The 16,693-nt window shown below is 64.0% G+C and carries 17 protein-coding genes and 1 pseudogene; 7 read left to right on the top strand and 11 right to left on the bottom strand.

Annotated elements, in window-relative coordinates; all coding sequences use genetic code 11:
* Positions 1-146: 146 nt before the first annotated feature.
* Positions 147-1,787: a chaperonin GroEL gene (groL, locus tag AC629_RS04390; RefSeq protein ID WP_084803554.1), complete on the bottom strand. Its 1,641-nt coding sequence runs from the start codon at positions 1,785-1,787 to the stop codon at positions 147-149.
* Between the two features lie 45 nt (positions 1,788-1,832).
* Positions 1,833-2,147, bottom strand: a complete 315-nt coding sequence (locus AC629_RS04385) for a co-chaperone GroES (RefSeq protein ID WP_014494241.1) — start codon at positions 2,145-2,147, stop codon at positions 1,833-1,835.
* 374 nt (positions 2,148-2,521) lie between these two features.
* Between AC629_RS04385 and AC629_RS04380 the strand changes: the two genes are divergently transcribed.
* Positions 2,522-2,809: an usg protein gene (locus AC629_RS04380; RefSeq protein ID WP_084803553.1), complete on the top strand. Its 288-nt coding sequence runs from the start codon at positions 2,522-2,524 to the stop codon at positions 2,807-2,809.
* A gap of 152 nt (positions 2,810-2,961) precedes the next feature.
* Entirely contained in the window at positions 2,962-3,501 is a 540-nt protein-coding gene (locus tag AC629_RS04375; RefSeq protein WP_084803552.1) for a cupin domain-containing protein, read from the top strand.
* Positions 3,502-3,665: 164 nt separating this feature from the next.
* On the opposite strand, the pseudogene AC629_RS04370 reads toward AC629_RS04375, so the two are convergent.
* Positions 3,666-4,904: pseudogene (locus AC629_RS04370) on the bottom strand (NupC/NupG family nucleoside CNT transporter); the annotation flags it as partial.
* A gap of 133 nt (positions 4,905-5,037) precedes the next feature.
* Here AC629_RS04370 and AC629_RS04365 point away from each other — a divergent pair.
* The gene (locus tag AC629_RS04365; protein WP_084803551.1) at positions 5,038-6,327 is read left to right on the top strand and encodes an MFS transporter; all 1,290 of its coding nucleotides are present in this window, start codon (positions 5,038-5,040) and stop codon (positions 6,325-6,327) included.
* A 314-nt stretch (positions 6,328-6,641) separates the two neighbouring features.
* Here AC629_RS04365 and AC629_RS04360 read toward each other — a convergent pair whose 3' ends face one another.
* From AC629_RS04360 to AC629_RS04335, 6 genes are all read right to left on the bottom strand, one after another.
* Positions 6,642-7,400, bottom strand: a complete 759-nt coding sequence (locus AC629_RS04360; protein ID WP_084803550.1) for an SDR family oxidoreductase — start codon at positions 7,398-7,400, stop codon at positions 6,642-6,644.
* A 24-nt stretch (positions 7,401-7,424) separates the two neighbouring features.
* Positions 7,425-8,183, bottom strand: coding sequence for a proteasome-type protease (locus AC629_RS04355; RefSeq protein WP_084803549.1), 759 nt, complete (start codon positions 8,181-8,183; stop codon positions 7,425-7,427).
* Between the two features lie 247 nt (positions 8,184-8,430).
* Positions 8,431-8,838, bottom strand: coding sequence for a carboxymuconolactone decarboxylase family protein (locus tag AC629_RS04350; RefSeq protein WP_084803548.1), 408 nt, complete (start codon positions 8,836-8,838; stop codon positions 8,431-8,433).
* A gap of 86 nt (positions 8,839-8,924) precedes the next feature.
* The gene (locus tag AC629_RS04345; RefSeq protein ID WP_084803547.1) at positions 8,925-9,767 is read right to left on the bottom strand and encodes a transglutaminase family protein; all 843 of its coding nucleotides are present in this window, start codon (positions 9,765-9,767) and stop codon (positions 8,925-8,927) included.
* Positions 9,768-9,867: 100 nt separating this feature from the next.
* The gene (locus AC629_RS04340; protein ID WP_084803546.1) at positions 9,868-10,812 is read right to left on the bottom strand and encodes an alpha-E domain-containing protein; all 945 of its coding nucleotides are present in this window, start codon (positions 10,810-10,812) and stop codon (positions 9,868-9,870) included.
* 4 nt (positions 10,813-10,816) lie between these two features.
* On the bottom strand, positions 10,817-12,235 hold the full coding sequence (locus AC629_RS04335) for a circularly permuted type 2 ATP-grasp protein (protein WP_084803545.1): 1,419 nt from the start codon (positions 12,233-12,235) through the stop codon (positions 10,817-10,819).
* A 224-nt stretch (positions 12,236-12,459) separates the two neighbouring features.
* Between AC629_RS04335 and AC629_RS04330 the strand changes: the two genes are divergently transcribed.
* The 3 genes from AC629_RS04330 to AC629_RS04320 all read left to right on the top strand — a co-directional run bounded on the left by AC629_RS04330 (position 12,460) and on the right by AC629_RS04320 (position 14,573).
* The gene (locus AC629_RS04330) at positions 12,460-13,197 is read left to right on the top strand and encodes a competence/damage-inducible protein A (protein ID WP_084803544.1); all 738 of its coding nucleotides are present in this window, start codon (positions 12,460-12,462) and stop codon (positions 13,195-13,197) included.
* A 36-nt stretch (positions 13,198-13,233) separates the two neighbouring features.
* On the top strand, positions 13,234-13,761 hold the full coding sequence (gene gpt, locus AC629_RS04325; RefSeq protein ID WP_084803543.1) for a xanthine phosphoribosyltransferase: 528 nt from the start codon (positions 13,234-13,236) through the stop codon (positions 13,759-13,761).
* Between the two features lie 155 nt (positions 13,762-13,916).
* Entirely contained in the window at positions 13,917-14,573 is a 657-nt protein-coding gene (locus AC629_RS04320; protein WP_084803542.1) for a hypothetical protein, read from the top strand.
* Positions 14,574-14,596: 23 nt separating this feature from the next.
* Here AC629_RS04320 and AC629_RS04315 read toward each other — a convergent pair whose 3' ends face one another.
* On the bottom strand, positions 14,597-14,830 hold the full coding sequence (locus tag AC629_RS04315; protein ID WP_084803541.1) for a hypothetical protein: 234 nt from the start codon (positions 14,828-14,830) through the stop codon (positions 14,597-14,599).
* Entirely contained in the window at positions 14,830-15,852 is a 1,023-nt protein-coding gene (locus tag AC629_RS04310; protein WP_084803540.1) for a methionine synthase, read from the bottom strand. Before AC629_RS04310 ends, AC629_RS04315 begins: the two co-directional genes overlap by 1 nt.
* Positions 15,853-15,960: 108 nt before the next feature.
* Between AC629_RS04310 and AC629_RS04305 the strand changes: the two genes are divergently transcribed.
* A complete protein-coding gene (locus AC629_RS04305) occupies positions 15,961-16,662 on the top strand; it encodes a glutathione S-transferase N-terminal domain-containing protein (protein ID WP_084803539.1) in 702 nt (233 codons plus the stop codon).
* The last annotated feature ends 31 nt before the right edge of the window (positions 16,663-16,693 follow it).

Here is a 16,693-nt window from a genome sequence, read left to right as displayed (position 1 = left end):
CGATGACGCCCTTGCGCTTCGCTAATCCTTCACCGCCATCAGGCTGGATAGAGGACTTCCACCTCCAAGCTGTCGCTCATACTCGGCACACAACAAAAACCCCGGCATTGCTGCCGGGGTTTCGTAGTCCTTGAGGTGACCGGACCTTAGAAGTCCATGCCGCCCATGCCGCCGCCCGGGGGCATCGCCGGACCGGCGCCGCCCTTCTTGGGCAGCTCGGCGACCATGGCTTCCGTGGTGATCAGGAGAGCCGCAACCGAGGCTGCGTTCTGGATCGCGGTACGGACCACCTTGGTCGGGTCGATGATGCCCTTGGTGACGAGATTGACGTACTCGCCGGTCTGGGAGTCGAAGCCGTAGGAGTAGGTCTTGTTCTCCAGGATCTTGCCGACGATCACCGAACCGTCTTCACCGGCGTTGATCGCGATCTGGCGAGCGGGAGCCGACAGCGCCTTGCGCACGATCTCGACGCCGGTCTTCTGGTCGTCGTTCTTGGTGCGCAGGCCCTTGAGCTGCTCGGAGGCACGGAGCAGGGCGACGCCGCCGCCCGGGACGATGCCTTCCTCGACCGCGGCGCGGGTTGCGTGCATCGCGTCATCAACGCGATCCTTGCGCTCCTTCACCTCGACCTCGGTTGCACCGCCGACGCGGATCACCGCGACGCCGCCCGCGAGCTTGGCAAGACGCTCCTGGAGCTTCTCACGGTCGTAGTCCGAGGTGGTCTCCTCGATCTGCGCCTTGATCTGGGCCACGCGCGCCTCGATGTCGGCCTTCTTGCCGGCGCCGTTGACGATCGTGGTGTTCTCCTTGTCGATCATCACCTTCTTGGCGCGACCGAGCATGTTGAGCGTGACGTTCTCGAGCTTGATGCCGAGGTCTTCCGAGATCGCCTGGCCGCCGGTCAGGATCGCGATGTCCTGCAGCATGGCCTTGCGGCGATCGCCGAAGCCCGGAGCCTTGACGGCCGCGACCTTCAGGCCGCCGCGGAGACGGTTCACGACCAGGGTCGCGAGCGCTTCGCCTTCGACGTCCTCGGCGACGATGACCAGCGGCTTGCCGGTCTGCACCACGGCCTCGAGCAGCGGGAGCAGCTCGTTCAGCGAGGAGAGCTTCTTCTCGTTGATGAGGATGTAGGCGTCGTCCATCTCAACGCGCATCTTGTCGGCGTTGGTGACGAAGTAGGGCGAGATGTAGCCGCGGTCGAACTGCATGCCCTCGACGACGTCGAGTTCGGTCTCGAGCGACTTGGCTTCCTCGACGGTGATGACACCCTCGTTGCCGACCTTCTTCATGGCGTCGGCGAGGAACTTGCCGATCTCCGCGTCACCGTTGGCCGAGATGGTGCCGACCTGGGCGATCTCGTCGTTCGAGGTGACCTTCTTGGAGTTCTTCTGCAGGTCCGCCACGACGGCTTCGACCGCGAGGTCGATACCGCGCTTGAGGTCCATCGGGTTCATGCCGGCGGCGACCGACTTGGCGCCTTCCTTCACGATCGCCTGGGCCAGCACGGTGGCGGTGGTGGTGCCGTCGCCGGCCGCGTCAGCGGACTTGGAGGCGACTTCGCGCACCATCTGGGCGCCCATGTTCTCGAACTTGTCGTCGAGCTCGATCTCCTTGGCGACGGTGACGCCGTCCTTGGTGATGCGGGGAGCGCCGAACGACTTGTCGAGCACGACGTTGCGGCCCTTCGGACCGAGCGTGACCTTCACCGCGTTGGCGAGAACGTCGACGCCGCGCAGCATCTTGTCGCGCGCTTCAACCGAGAATTTGACTTCTTTGGCTGCCATCTGAAATTTTCCTTGAGGTGTTTGACTGGAGGGAGAGGGGGGCTCTTAGGCCGCCTTCTTCTTGGAAGCGGGGACGTCGAGGACGCCCATGATGTCGCTTTCCTTCATGATCAGCAGATCGACGCCGTCGATCTTGACTTCGGTGCCGGACCACTTGCCGAACAGCACGCGGTCGCCGACCTTCAGGTCGATCGGGATCAGCTTGCCGGCTTCGTCGCGGCCACCCGGGCCAACGGCGACGACTTCACCCTGGGAGGGCTTTTCCTTGGCAGTGTCGGGAATGATGATGCCGCCAGCGGTCTTCTCTTCTGCGTCGATACGCTTGACCACGACGCGGTCGTGAAGCGGACGGAATTTCATGCAGTCCTCCTAAGCATTTGCACGAGTTGGGGATTTTTAGTCGTTAGCAATCGATGCCCGCGAGTGCTAGCGCAGGCGAGGCTGAAATAGGACAGGAATTTTGCGGGGGCAAGGGCTTCTAGCAGAAAAATCAGCACCCGGAAGCGCGGACTGCCAGAATCTCTTTACCATCGTTAACCGGCCTTCGGAGCCGTATTAGCAGGGAGCCGCATCTGCTGCTAACGCATTGAATTTCAACAACTTGTTAAACTTTTGGGCTTGAGATGAATTGTCAGTTTGCGTCACATTTCTCTCATGTGAGCGCATCTCCTCCGGGTGGCTCCCGGGGAACCGAAGCCACCCCCTGAATATGCGCTCCTGCAAAGGAGGTTGGCATGGTCTCGCGGGTTGGGGGTGTTTCCGACGACTTCCGGAAACAGGTGCTGGGTTACGGGCTGACGACGGCACAAATTCTCTACCGGATGCCGGATCATCCCTCGCTGCTTCAGACCTACGTCTGGCAGGAGTACGATCTCTTTCCGAAATTTCCGGCGCTGACCGACTTCCTGGCGTTCTGGCAGGAGAAGCTCGACGGCCCGCTGTTCTCGGTGACCGTGGCGCATTCCAGGCTGATCAAGCCGGCCGAGCTGCGCGCCGTGGAGGGTGTATTCCGGCTGCATTGAAGGCGAGAACGTAGGATGGGTAGAGCGAAGCGAAACCCATCGCCGTCGCAAGTTGCAAGAATGATGGGTTTCGCAAGGGCTCTACCCATCCTACGCGTCTACGATTTCTCGTTTCTGTGCTAGCCTCTCCCAACAACAACGGGAGGCAGCCCATGGCCAAGAAGGTGAAATCGCGCAGCGCAGCGCAAACGGCGGTGAAGAAGCGGAGCGGCACCAAGTCCGCGGCGCGATCTTCGGCGCGCAAAGCTGTGAAGGCGAAGGCGCGCGCGACAACTGCAAAGTCATCGACCAAGAAGCCCGCGCGGCCCAAGCAGCGCATTGCCGTCAGCCACCACCGCGAAGAGGATTTCAAAACCGACGGCCTGCGCGCCTACGCGAAATACCGTGACCTCGGCATTGCCGACGCCACCCACGGCCTCGCGCAAGCCCACGTGATCCGCCTGCAGGGCCCCTGCGATCCGGCCGAGGTGTCGAAGCTGCACTTCCACGACGTCGAATTCCAGATGGTCTATGTGCTCAAGGGCTGGGTGAAGACCTACATGGAGGGGCAGGGCGAGACCTTGATGAAGGAAGGCAGCGCCTGGACCCAGCCACCGAAGATCAAGCATATGATTTTGGATTATTCTGATGACGTGGAGCTGCTGGAGGTGATTCTGCCGGCGGAGTTTAGGACGGTGGAATTGAAGGCGTAGGCGCTGTCAGGAAGGGCGCACATCCCCCCCGCCGTCATTCCGGGGCGATGCGTAGCATCGAGCCCGGAATCCATCGGGCGGCATCACGCGAGGTGAAATGGATTCCGGGCTCGCGACTTCGTCGCGCCCCGGAATGACGGCGGGGAGAGAGCTAACTCAACACCCCCCACGATCGCCCCCATCAAACACGTCGTGAGCGTCCCCGACACGATCGACTTCAGCCCGAGCGCGTTGATCTCCTCGCGCCGCTCCGGGGCCATGACGCCGAGGCCGCCGATCATGATGCCGAGGCTGGCGAAATTGGCGAAGCCGCACATCGCGTAGAGCATGATCAGGCGCGAGCGCGGATCGAGCGCGTCGGGCGGCAGCTTTGAGAGGTCGACATAGGCGATCAGTTCGTTGAGCACCGTCTTGGTGCCCATCAGGCTGCCGGCGGTCACGGCCTGATCCCAGGGCAACCCCATCAGCCAGCACACCGGCGCCATCACGAGGCCAAGCAGGCGCTGCAACGAGATCGCGGCGCCGCCGATATCAGGCAACAGGCCGAGCATGGCGTTGACGAGATAGACCAGCGCTACCAGCACCAGCAGCATCGCGACAATGTTGAGCAATAGCTCGAGGCCCGCGGTGGTGCCTTTCACAATGGCATCCATCGTGCCGGAGACGTTCATCTCCGGATCTTCCAGCGCGCCGCCGGTGCGCTTGTCGGACGTCTCCGGCACCATGATGAGGCTGACGAGGATCGCGGCCGGCGCGCCCAGCACGGAGGCAATGACGAAATGCGCGGCGGCATCCGGAACGAGCGGCGCCAGCAGCGTCGCATAGAGCACCAGCACCGTGCCGGCGATGCCGGCCATGCCGCCGGTCATCACCAGGAACAGTTCGCTCCGCGTCATCTGTGCGAGATACGGCCGCACGAACAGCGGCGCCTCGACCATGCCGAGGAAGATGTTCGCGGCGGTCGAGAGACCGACCGCGCCGCCGACGCCCAGCGTCCGCTCCAGCAGCCAGGCCATGCCGCGCACGACCGGCGGCAGCACGCGCCAATAGAACAGCAGCGTCGTCAGCACGCTCATCACCAGCACGATCGGCAGCGCCTGGAACGCCAGGATGAAATCGGCGCCGGGCACCTTCACGTCGAAGGGCAGGGTACCGCCGCCGACATAGCCGAACACGAAGGAGGAGCCGGCGCGCGAAGCCGCCGAGATCGCACCGACCGCGTCATTGATGGCGCCGAAGGCGTGCGCGACGACGGGCAGCTTTAAAAGGACAATCGCAGTGGCGAAGGTCACGACGAGGCCGATCGCTGCCTGGCGCAGCGATACGGCGCGGCGGTTCTCTGCCAACGCGAAGGCGAGCAGCAGCAATGCGAAAATGCCGAGTGACGATTGCAGCCGCAGCATGATGTTCCCAAACCCTCAATGATTATGGCCGCGCGTGCATTGCAAACGCAATGCCTTGAGGTCACCGGAGCCGCCCGCTGTTGACAAGCCGGTCCGCCTCAGCCACGCGGGGCACCGTCAATATCAGGCGCGGATGGTCCAAGAGGTGAGCCAAAAGCCAAGCCAGGAGCTAAGCCAAGAGCTAAGCGAGGCGCAGCCGTTACGGGCGAATCCGCCGGTGAGCGCCCGCGAACTCCTCACCCACCGCGCCTTCCTGTTTTTCCTGCTCTCGCGCAGCCTGTCGCGCTTTTCCAGCCAGATCGCGGCGGTCGCGATCGGCTGGCAGATCTACGATCTCACCGGTTCGGCCTTCGACCTCGGCATGGTCGGGCTCGTGCAGTTCCTGCCCACCGCGCTGCTGGTGTTCGTTGCCGGCCACGCCGCCGACCGTTACGAGCGCAAGCGCGTGGTTCAGCTCTGCCAGCTCGTGGCAGCGGCGACCGCGCTCTATGTCGCTGTCATCACCTATCTTGGGGCGGTCGGCGAAGTCCAGATTTTCGTCGCGACCTTCGTGCTCGGCATTGCCGGCGCCTTCGAGAGCCCGACCACCGCGGCGCTGCTGCCGCTGGTCGCACCGCAAGGGTCGCTGCAGCGCGCCACGGCCGTGTCCAGCGGCGCGGCGCAGGTCGCGACCATCACGGGGCCGGCGCTCGGCGGTTTTGCCTATGCGATCGCGCCGCATCTTGCCTACGCCGTGATGGTGCTGTTCTGGATTCTCGGGATGATCCTGACTGGCTTCATCCGGCCGCGTCCGCAGGCTGTGGCCAAGGAGGGGACGAACTCGGACAATATTTTCGCTGGCGTCCGCTTCATCCGCGAAAGTCCGGCGATCCTCGGTACCATCTCGCTCGATCTGTTCGCCGTGCTGTTCGGCGGCGTCACCGCGCTGCTGCCGATCTATGCCCGCGACATCCTCCAGACCGGTCCGGTCGGGCTCGGCGTGCTGCGCGCCGCGCCGGCGGCCGGCGCATTGTTGATGACCATGGTGCTGGCGCGCCACGCCATCTCGCGGCATGTCGGCCTGCGCATGTTCCAGGCCGTGATCGTTTTCGGTGTCGCAACGATCGTGTTCGCGCTGTCGTCCTGGATGTGGCTGTCGGTACTCTCGCTCGCCGTTCTCGGCGCGGCCGACACGATCAGCGTCGTGATCCGCTTCTCGCTGGTGCAGCTCGCCACGCCCGACGAGATGCGCGGCCGTGTCGGTGCGGTGAACTTCCTGTTCATCAATGCCTCCAACCAGCTCGGTCAGTTCGAGAGCGGGCTCACAGCCGCGCTGTTCGGTGCCATGCCCGCCGCTGTGCTCGGCGGTGTCTGCACGGTCGCGGTGGCGCTGCTGTGGATGAAGCTGTTCCCGAGCCTGCGCCAGGTGGAGAGGCTGGAGTAGGGGAAGGTCTCGTGTCCCGGGCGCAGCGCAGCGTATAACGATGCGCTGCAGAACCGGGACCCACGTTGCAGCGAGTGACGTCGGAGAGAGATGGGCCCCGGCTCAGCAGCGCGTCATTGCATGCCGCGCTGCGTCCGGGGCACGAGACGGACGACCCGAATTGCTTCGCTGCGCCCGCAATGACCATTGTGGAGGTGGCGCGTGGACTTACTTCACGTCACCCCGCCCGCCGACACCAGATACAACCCTCTTGACGCCTACTGTGCATGGAGTCAGCCCCTCTCCCCGCAAGCGAGGAGAGGGAGGCGAGGTCGTTAGCCCCGTCCGACGAACGGCATCTTGCTCGCCATGACCGTCATGAACAGCACGTTGGCGTCGAGCGGCAGGCCGGCCATGTAGGCAACGGCATCGCCGACCGCCTTGGCGTCCATGCGCGGTTCGTGCTTGGTCGTGCCGTCGGGCTGCAGCACGCCGGGGCCGTTGACCATGCGGTCGGTCATGGGTGTCGCCGCATTGCCGATGTCGACCTGGCCGACCGCGATGTCGTACATGCGGCCGTCAAGATTGCTCGCCTTGGTCAGGCCCGTGATGGCGTGCTTGGTCGAGGTGTAGGCCGCCGAGAACGGCCGCGGTGCATGCGCCGAGATCGAGCCATTGTTGATGATGCGGCCGCCGCGCGGGGTCTGGTCCTTCATGATGCGGAAGGCATGCTGGGTGCACAGGAACGGGCCGGTGAGGTTGGTGTTCACCACCGCCTGCCACTGTTCGAGGCTGAGGTCCTCGAAGTTCACGGCCGGTGCGCCCATGCCGGCATTGTTGAAGAGCACGTCGAGCCGGCCGTAGGTCTGTGCAACCTTGGCGAACAGGGCGGCGATCGAGGCCGGATCGGTCATGTCTGCGGAGACGCAGAGGCTCTTTCCGGCGGGGCCCAGCTTTGCCGTCTCCTCGAGCATGTCGAGCCGGCGGCCAGCGAGCACCACGGTGAAGCCGGTGTTCATCAGCGCCAGCGAGGCGGCGCGCCCGACACCGGTGCCGGCGCCCGTCACCACTGCGATCTTTTTCGCTTCACTCATCGTTTCCTGCCTTTTCTCTTAGTGTCAGGTTTTGGATTCTTTTTCGTTCTTGTAGGGCGGCCGCGGGATGTTCTGATGTGCCGCGCGCAAGGCCGCCGACCAGCGCGAGCGCAGGTCGTGGAAATAGGGCTCGCCCGCCTCGATGCGATGGTTGAGATCGGCATCGCAAGCATCGGCGCGCACCACCAGCACGTCGATCGGAAGGCCGACGCCGAGATTGGAACGCATGGTCGAGTCCATCGAGATCAGGCCGGTCTTCAACGCCTCGTAGAGCTCGACGTCGTAATGCATGGCGCGGTCGAGCACCGGCTTGCCGTATTTGTGCTCGCCGATCTGCAGGTAGGGCGTGTCGGTCGTGCACTCGATGAAATTGCCGGCGGAGTAGACCATGAACAGGCGCATGCGTGCGCCCTTGATCTGGCCGCCGAACAGGAAGGAGACGTCGAAGGAGACGTCCTCGGATTTCAGCGCCGGACCCTCGGTCGCATGTACGGCCCGGATCGCCCGGCCGATGCGCTGGGCGGCCTGGAACATGGTCGGCGCGTTCATCAACGTCTCGACCTCGCCCGTGTCGGGATCTTCGAGGCCTTCCGTCAGGGTGGACAGCACCGACTGGCTGATGGCGAGGTTGCCGGCGCTGGCGATCGCCATGATGCGCTCGCCGGGCTTGGAAAAGATGTGCAGCTTGCGGAAGGTCGAGACGTTGTCGAGGCCGGCATTGGTGCGGGTATCGGCGATCATCACCAGACCGTCCCGAACCAGGATTCCGCAACAATAGGTCATTTCAGTCCCCGAACGCGTTTGCGCGGAATTACTAGCCAATTTCAGGGGCCGCTCCAACCCCCGATTCCCGGGATGAGGTCGTCATTCCGGGGCGCGACGAAGTCGCGAGCCCGGAATCCATTTAACCACCTGCGCTGCGGCCCGATGGATTCTCAGATGCGCAATTGCGCATCATAGTTCGCGCTACGCGCGCCCCCCGAATGGCAGGTTCGCTCTGCCGTTGCGCCTGCTGCTGCGATTGCCGACCTCATTCAGCGGCATCGACGAGAAACGCCTCGTCGATGGGAACACCGAGCGCTGTGACCAACCGGTTCGTCTCCGCGGCCATGCCGATGATGGCGAGCATCTCGCCATATTCGGCCTCGGTCATGCCCTTGGCCCGTGCGCTGGCGGTGTGCGAATGGATGCAGTAGCTGCAGCCATGTGCCACCGAAACCGCGACATAGAGCATCTCCTTGATCTTGGGATCGAGCGCCCCCGGAGCCATCACCTCCTTGACGCTCTCCCAGGTCCGCCGCAGTGTCTTCGGATCATGCGCCAGCGCGCGCCAGAAATTGTTGACGAAATCCGACTGCCGCACCTTGCGGATATCGTCGAAAATGGCGCGCGCCTCGCCGGAGAGCTCATCGTCCGAAAGCAACTTTACAGTCGACATGGGGTACCTCGCGTGTCTGATCTGACTCCGCGATCATAGCACGCCTCATGCATTCGGCCGGCAGCGCCTCGCGAATGCGGCTGCGCCTAGCTCTGCCGCTGCGACTGCGATTGCCCGCCGCGGCCGGCCTGCTCGACCTTGACCGCGACCGTCAGCGTCTCCGCGCCGCCGCCATAGCGGGTGCCGCGCACGGGGGCAGCGCCGAGATAGTCGAGCCCGATCGCGACGCGGACATGGGCGTCGGTGGTGCAGATGCTGTTGGCGGGATCGAAGCCGACCCAGCCGAGATCGGGCACGTAGGCTTCCGCCCAGGCGTGGCCAGCGTCCTGATGCACCGCACCGTCCGAGCGCAAAAAGTGGCCGGAGACGAAGCGCGCCGGCACGCCGCCGGTGCGGGCACAGGCAATGAAGATATGCGCATAGTCCTGGCAGACACCGCGCTTGAGCGTGAAGGCTTCCGCTGCCGACGTGCCACTGTTGGTCGGGTCCTCGTCGAACGTCATGTGCTCGCTGATCTCAGTCATCAGCGTATGCAGGAAGCCGAGCGTGTCGCTCTCGGCCCCGCTGCGCAGCTGGCGCGCAACCGCTGTCATCGCCGGATTGACGGAGGTGAGGTCGGTGGAGCGCAAAAACATTCCGGCCGGAAAGCGCTCGTCGGCCCCGCGCAGCACGCCGCCGGTGTCGTGGGTCTCGATCAGGCCTTCGGCGGTGATCTGGATGTCGCCGACGGGCCCGCAGGACAGCACGTGGGTGACGTTGCCGAACGCGTCCTCATGGGTGTCGAGCTTGGTGTCGGTGGAGACGTCAATCTGCCATTCCGCCACGTACTGCCCGTCATGGCTGCACGGCGTCATGCGCAGGACCTGGATCACACTGGTGGCCGGCGGCTCGTAGCGATAGGTCGTGGTGTGCTGGATTCGCAGGCGCATGGTGTTTTGATTCCGTCATTCCGGGGCGGTCCGCAGGACCGAACCCGGAATCTCGAGATTCCGGGTTCGCCCTTCGGGCGCCCCGGAATGACTGCGTGTATCAGATCAAATACTGCCTCGTGATGATTTCGCCCAGCCTGGAATTGTCCGCGATGAATTCCTGAATGAATTCATGCACGCCATGCTGGAAGATGTCGTTCATATTGCTGTGTTCGAGCCGGTTGCGGATGCCGCGGGCGTGGCGCTGGGCCGGACCCTGGCGGCCATAGGCGACGCCGATCTGGTCGAGGTTGCGCACGAGGTTGCCGTAGCAGCTCGCCAGCGAGCGCGGCAGCGTGTCGTTGAGGATCAGGAGATCGGCGATCAGCCAGGGTTTCAGCGTCTCGCGATAGACCCAGTGATAGGCCGTCAGCGCCGAGACCGAGCGCAGGATCGAGCTCCACTGATAGAAGTCGAGCGGGCCGCCGACTTGCTCTTCCTCGGGCAATAGGACGTGGTACTTCACGTCGAGAATGCGCGCGGTGTTGTCGGCGCGCTCCAGATGCACGCCCATCCGAGAGAACCAGTAGGCGTCGTTGCGCAGCATGGTCCGGTAGGCCGAGCCGTCGAAGCGCAGCGAGGTCTCCTGCACGAAGCGCAGGAATTTTGCGAGATCCTCGCGCGTGGAGGTGCCCTTGCTCCACACCGCCTGGAGCTCGATCCAGGCCGAGTTGATGGTGTCCCACATCTCGCTGGTCAGTGCAGTGCGGACCGAGCGCGAGTTCAGCCGCGCCGCCTCGATGCAGTTCCTGATCGAGGACGGGTTGTCCGCCGAGAATGAGAGGAAGTCGACGACGTTGTGCTCGTTGGCTTCCTCGTAGGTCTGATAGAAGCTTGCGGCGACGCCGGCGGTGAGCAGCGCCGAGTCCCATTCATTGGTCTTTCCGACATAGGCGGCGGGTAGCGCGGTGACGCGCAGCGTCGCATCGATGGTGCGCGCGAGATATTCGGCCCGTTCGACATAGCGGGCGAGCCAGTAGAGGTTTTCGGCGGTACGCGAAAGCATCTGTCTACTCGTCCAGGATCCAGGTGTCTTTGGTGCCGCCGCCCTGGCTCGAATTCACGACCAGGGAGCCTTCCTTCAGCGCGACGCGCGTGAGCCCGCCCGGCACGATGGTCGTGCTCTTGCTGCCGGTGAGCACGAAGGGCCGCAAGTCCACGTGGCGCGGGGCGAGGCCCGAGGCCGTGCAGGTCGGGCAGGTCGAGAGTGCCAGCGTCGGCTGCGCGATAAAGCCTTCCGGCTCGCGCTTGAGCTTTTCGCGGAACGCTTCGATGGTTGCCTTCGTGGCGGCGGGTCCGATCAGCATGCCGTAGCCGCCGGAGCCGTGCACTTCCTTGACAACGAGATCGCTTAAGTTGTCCAGCACATAGGCGAGATCCTTCGGCTCGCGGCAGCGCCAGGTCGGGACGTTCTTCAGGATCGGCTCCTCGCCGAGATAGAACTTCACGATATCCGGCATGTAGGAGTAGATCGCCTTGTCGTCGGCGATGCCGGTGCCGACGGCGTTGGCGAGCGTGATGTTGCCGGCCGCGTAGGCCGACATCAGCCCGGGCACGCCGAGTACGGAGTCGGGGCGGAAGGTGAGGGGATCGAGGAAGTCGTCGTCGACACGGCGGTAGATCACGTCGACCCGCTTCATTCCCTCGGTCGTGCGCATGAACACTTCGTTGTTCTTGACGATGAGGTCGCGCCCCTCCACGAGCTCGATGCCGAGCTTGTCGGCGAGGAAAGAGTGCTCGTAATAAGCAGAGTTGTAGACGCCGGGCGTGAGCAGGGCGACCGTCGGCTCGCTCGATGCGCCGTGTGGCGCGACCGAGCGCAGGGCCGCGAGCAGCTCATCCGGATAGCGCTCGACCGGCGCCACCTTGTGGCGGGCGAACAGGTCCGGAAACAGCCGCATCATGATCTCGCGGTTTTCCAGCATGTAGGACACGCCGGAGGGCGTGCGTGCATTGTCCTCCAGCACGATGAAGTCCTCGGCGTCGACCCGGACGATGTCGATGCCGGCGATGTGCACGTAGACGTCGTGTGGCACCTGCTGGCCGTTCATCTCGGGGCGGAAGACCGGGTTCTGGAAGATCAGATCGTCGGGCACGATCTCTGCGCGCAGGATGTCGCGGCCATGATAGATGTCGCGCAGAAACATGTTGAGCGCGCGCACGCGCTGCTTCAGGCCCTTCTCCAGGAGCGCCCATTCCTTGCCGGACATGATCCGCGGGATCACGTCGAAGGGAATCAGACGCTCGGTGGACTCGGAGTCCCCATAGACCGCGAAGGTGATGCCGATGCGGCGGAAAAGGAGCTCGGCCTCCTGGCGGCGATATTCGAGCGCCTCGGGAGGCGTCTCCTCGAGCCAGCGTGCCAGCTCCTGATAGGCAGGGCGAAGGTCCCCGCCGGGAATATTCATTTCGTCAAACGCGACTGCCATAGATCCCGATTTGTCTCCGTGGCCATGCGGCGAGAGTGCATGACTCACCCGGGTGGTAGCAAGGGCCGGGCCAGCACGATAAGGATGGAGGAAGGGCAATTGCCGGGGACAGCCGGGAAGGTGCCTGAAAAAATGGCTGAGGACTGCTTATTTCGGCGGCAAAACCGCGTGACTTCAACGCGTTACCTCGGCAAAGTCGGGCCGACAGGTGAGGGACTTAAGGTATGAGCGAGATCGTCACGGCGGGCATTCTGGTCATCGGGGATGAAATCCTGTCCGGCCGGACCAAGGACAAGAATATCGGCTTCATCGCCGAATACCTGACCAATATCGGCATCGACCTGAAGGAAGTCCGGGTCGTCTCCGACGACGAGGACGACATCATCGCAGCCCTGAATGCACTGCGGCAACGCTACACTTATGTCTTCACCACCGGCGGCATCGGGCCAACCCATGACGACATCACGGCCGACAGCGTCGCCAAGGCGTTCGGCGTCGGCATCGATCATCACCCGGAGGTGGTCGCCCGTTTCCGCGAGCGCTGGAGCGAGCAGGACCTCAACGAGGCCCGGCTGCGCATGGCCCGCATCCCCGACGGCGCCGAACTGATCCAGAGCGCGACGATCCTCGCCCCCGGCTTCAAGATCGGCAATGTCATCGTGATGGCCGGCGTGCCCTCGATCATGCAGGCCATGATGGACATCGTCTCGCCGAAGCTGAAATCGGGCGTGCGCATGCTGTCCGAATCGGTCCGCGCCAATGCGCGGGAAGGCGACATCGGCGGCCCGCTGCGGGCGATCGCAGCGACGCATCCCGACACTATCATCGGCAGCTATCCCTTCATGGACGAGGACTCGAAGCCGAACACCAATCTGGTGGTGCGCTCGCGCGACGCCGACAAGCTGGCGGCCGCGATGACGGCGGTGAAGGAAATGCTGGCGGGATTGAACATCAGCCGCTAGCAGAGACTTTGCCGGCAGACGAAGCAGGAGACGACAATGGCTGGTGAAGCACCGGAACTGAGTGCGCAGGAGCGGGCGGGCAAGGCCTTTCCGGTCTCGTGGGATCAGTTCCACCGGGACTGCCGGGCGCTGACCTGGCGGCTCAACGAGGTCGGCCCGTTCCACGCCGTGATCGCGATCACCCGTGGTGGCCTGGTGCCGGCGGCGATCGTGGCGCGCGAGCTCGGGGTTCGTGTGATCGATACGGTCTGCATCGCCAGCTACGACCACAACAAGCAGGGCCAGCTGCAGGTCCTCAAGGGCATTTCCGAATCGGCGATGAAGCTCGGCGGCGGCACCGGCAAGGGGCTTTTGATCGTCGACGATCTCGTCGACACCGGCAAGACCGGCAAGTTGGTGCGCGAGATGCTGCCCGATGCACATTTCGCCACCGTCTACGCCAAGCCGATGGGCCGTCCGCTGGTTGATACCTTCATCACGGAAGTCTCGCAGGACACCTGGATTTTCTTCCCTTGGGACACCGCGCTCTCCTACCACCCGCCACTCCGCGACGGCGCGGCGTAGTGATTCTTCGCCTCTCCCCGCGTGCGGGGAGAGGCCGCGCCGAAGGCGCGGGTGAGGGGGACTCTCCGCGAGTCAAACTCTCACCGACCTTGCGGAGGCTCCCCCCTCATCCCGACCTTCTCCCCGCAAGCGGGGAGAAGGAGAAGAGCCGCACCATGCCCCTCCAAAACCGCGTCACCCCCACAGGCGACATCATCGCGACGCCTCATCGCGGGATGTTCACCGGCAATCGCGGCATCATCCACGATCCCGCCACCAAGACGCTCCTCAAAAAGCGCTGGTCGACGCCGGCCTGGCTCACTTGTACCTGCGAATTCCGCGGCCGCCGCCGCGAGGTGATGGCGACGCAAAGCTGGACCGAGCTGTTCTTCCTCGATGAGGCCACTGCGCTCGCCGCCGGCCATCGCCCCTGCTTCTACTGTCGCCGCGACGATGCCAATCGCTTCCGGGCCGCATGGGAGAAAGGCAATCGCGTGCATGACGTTCGCATGCATGACATCGACACAGTGCTACACCACGAGCGGCTCGATCACGGCAATAAGCGGCTCCACGCGCTGCTGGTGCCGCTCGACCAGCTTCCTGACGGTGCGATGGTGCAGCTCGGCGAGGAGAGTTTTCTGGTGACGCAGGGAAGCGCGCTGCTGTGGTCGCCGTCGGGTTATACCGCGGTCGAGCCTCGCCTTAGCGAAGCAACGCTGCTGACGCCGCCGTCGACGCTCCGCGCCATGAGTGCCGGTTACCAAGTTGCGCTCCATCCCAGCGCACGATGCGTTCCCTCCCCCCTTGTGGGGGAGGGCCAGGGAGGGGGGTAACCCCAAACGAGAGGGGAGTTTCGTTACTTCAGCGGCCGACTTTGTTCGTCCACCGTCGTCCGTGCATCGCGCAGGGCCCATTCGCGAATGACCTGGCGGCAGCGGGTGAGTTCTGCCTCGCTGGCGCTGCTGGCGTCCTTCTCCGCTCGCTCGACCATCGCCTTGCAATTGAGAAGCACGGAGCGATCTTCGGCGCCCGCGGGTGATGCAATCGCCGCGAATGCCACGAGGACGAGTATTGGCCGGACGAACGCCATCAGCCGTGCTTCTCGCGCGCCAGCGCGGCACCGGCGCCGAGCGCCATCAGTTTGGCCTCAGCGATCTCCCGCCGCATCGGCGCCATGCCGCAATTGGTGGTCGCGATGATGTTGCTCTTGGGCACGAATTTCGACACCGCATCAATCACCTCTACGACGTCCTCCGCGGTCTCGACCGTGTCGCTGGCGACGTCGATCACGCCGGCCTGCACGATCTTGTTCTTGAGCAGCGCGAGCAGGTCGAGCGGCACTTTGGAGTTGCGACACTCGATCGCGATCTGCTGGATCGGGCTGGCGTCGATCGCCGGAAAGATCTGCTCATACTGCCGCCATTGCGCGCCGAGCGTCTGTTTCCAGTCGGTGTTGGCCTTGATGCCGTAGCCGTAGCAGATGTGCACGGCGGTGGCGCAGGTCAGCCCTTGCGCGGCGCGCTCGAGCGCCTTGATGCCCCAGTCGTTGACCTCGTCCATGTAGACGTTGAAGGCGGGCTCGTCGAACTGCACCATATCGACGCCGTCGGCCTGCAGCGCCTTGGCTTCTTCGTTCAGGAGATCGGCGAAGGCGAAGGCCATCTTCACGCGGTCGCCATAGTAGCGATCGGCAATCGTGTCGATGATGGTCATCGGGCCGGGCAGGGTGAACTTCAGCTTCCTCTTCGTGTGCGCGCGCGCAACCCGCGCCTCGTCGGCATGGACGCGGCCCTTGAGCTGGAGCGGCGCGACCACCTGCGGCACCATCGCCTTGTAGCGGTCCTTGCGGATGCCCATCTCGACCTTGTGGGCGAAGTCGATGCCGTCGATCTTCTCCAGAAAACCGTGGACGAAATGCTGGCGGGCCTGCTCGCCCTCGGTGACAATGTCGATGCCGGCGTCCTCCTGGATCTTCACCGCAAGCATCGTGGCGTCGCGCTTGGCCCGTGCAAGCTCGTCGCCTTGCGACTTCCAGGGTGCCCAGAGCATGTTGGGTTCGGCGAGCCATTCCGGCTTCGGCAAGGAGCCTGCGATCGTGGTTGGAAACAGCATGGCGGCCTCCCGGCAGGTTGTGTTGCGCCCATTCCTGCCATGTCTTAACGTCGAGGTACAGCACAACAAAAGTCGTCATTTCAGCTGGCGACGTGCATAGGGAAGGCGATGATCGACCTCTATTACGCGCCGACGCCGAACGGCTGGAAGATCTCGATCATGCTGGAGGAACTCGGGCTTCCCTATGACGTGAAGTCCGTCAACATCCGCGCCGGCGAGCAGTTCAGCCCCGAATTTCTCGCGATTTCCCCGAACAACCGGATTCCCGCGATCGTCGATCATGCACCTGCCGATGGCGGCGAACCGTTCTCGGCCTTTGAGACCGGCGCAATCCTGATCTATCTGGCGGAGAAAACCGGTCGCTTCCTGCCGAGTGACCTGCGCGGCCGATCCACCACCATTCAGTGGGTGATGTGGCAGATGGCGGGGCTGGGCCCGATGCTCGGCCAACACGGCCATTTCGCACTCTATGCCGCGGAGAAGATTCCTTACGCGATCCAGCGCTACCGCGACGAGGCCGCGCGGCTCTATGGCGTGCTCGACCGGCAGATCGGCAAAACCGGCGCCTATGTCGCCGGCGACTATTCCATCGCCGACATCGCCTGCTTCCCTTGGACCATGACCCACAAGGCGCAGGGCTTTGCGCTCGACGACTATCCGAATGTGAAACGCTGGTACGCCGAGGTCCGCGCAAGGCCGCAGGTACAGGCGGGGCTTGCGATCGGGAAATTCGTGAAAGAGCCGTTCGACGAGGAATCACGCAAGATCATGTTTGGCCAGCGTGCCAAGGAGCTGTTGGGAAAGAAGTAGGCACTGTTCTCTCCTCGTCATTGCGAGCGAA

Source organism: Bradyrhizobium sp. NAS80.1 (assembly GCF_001908205.1).
Classification (GTDB): Bacteria; Pseudomonadota; Alphaproteobacteria; order Rhizobiales; family Xanthobacteraceae; genus Bradyrhizobium.
Note: the sequence above shows the minus strand (reverse complement) of the source record. Positions and strands in the feature narration are given on the sequence as shown.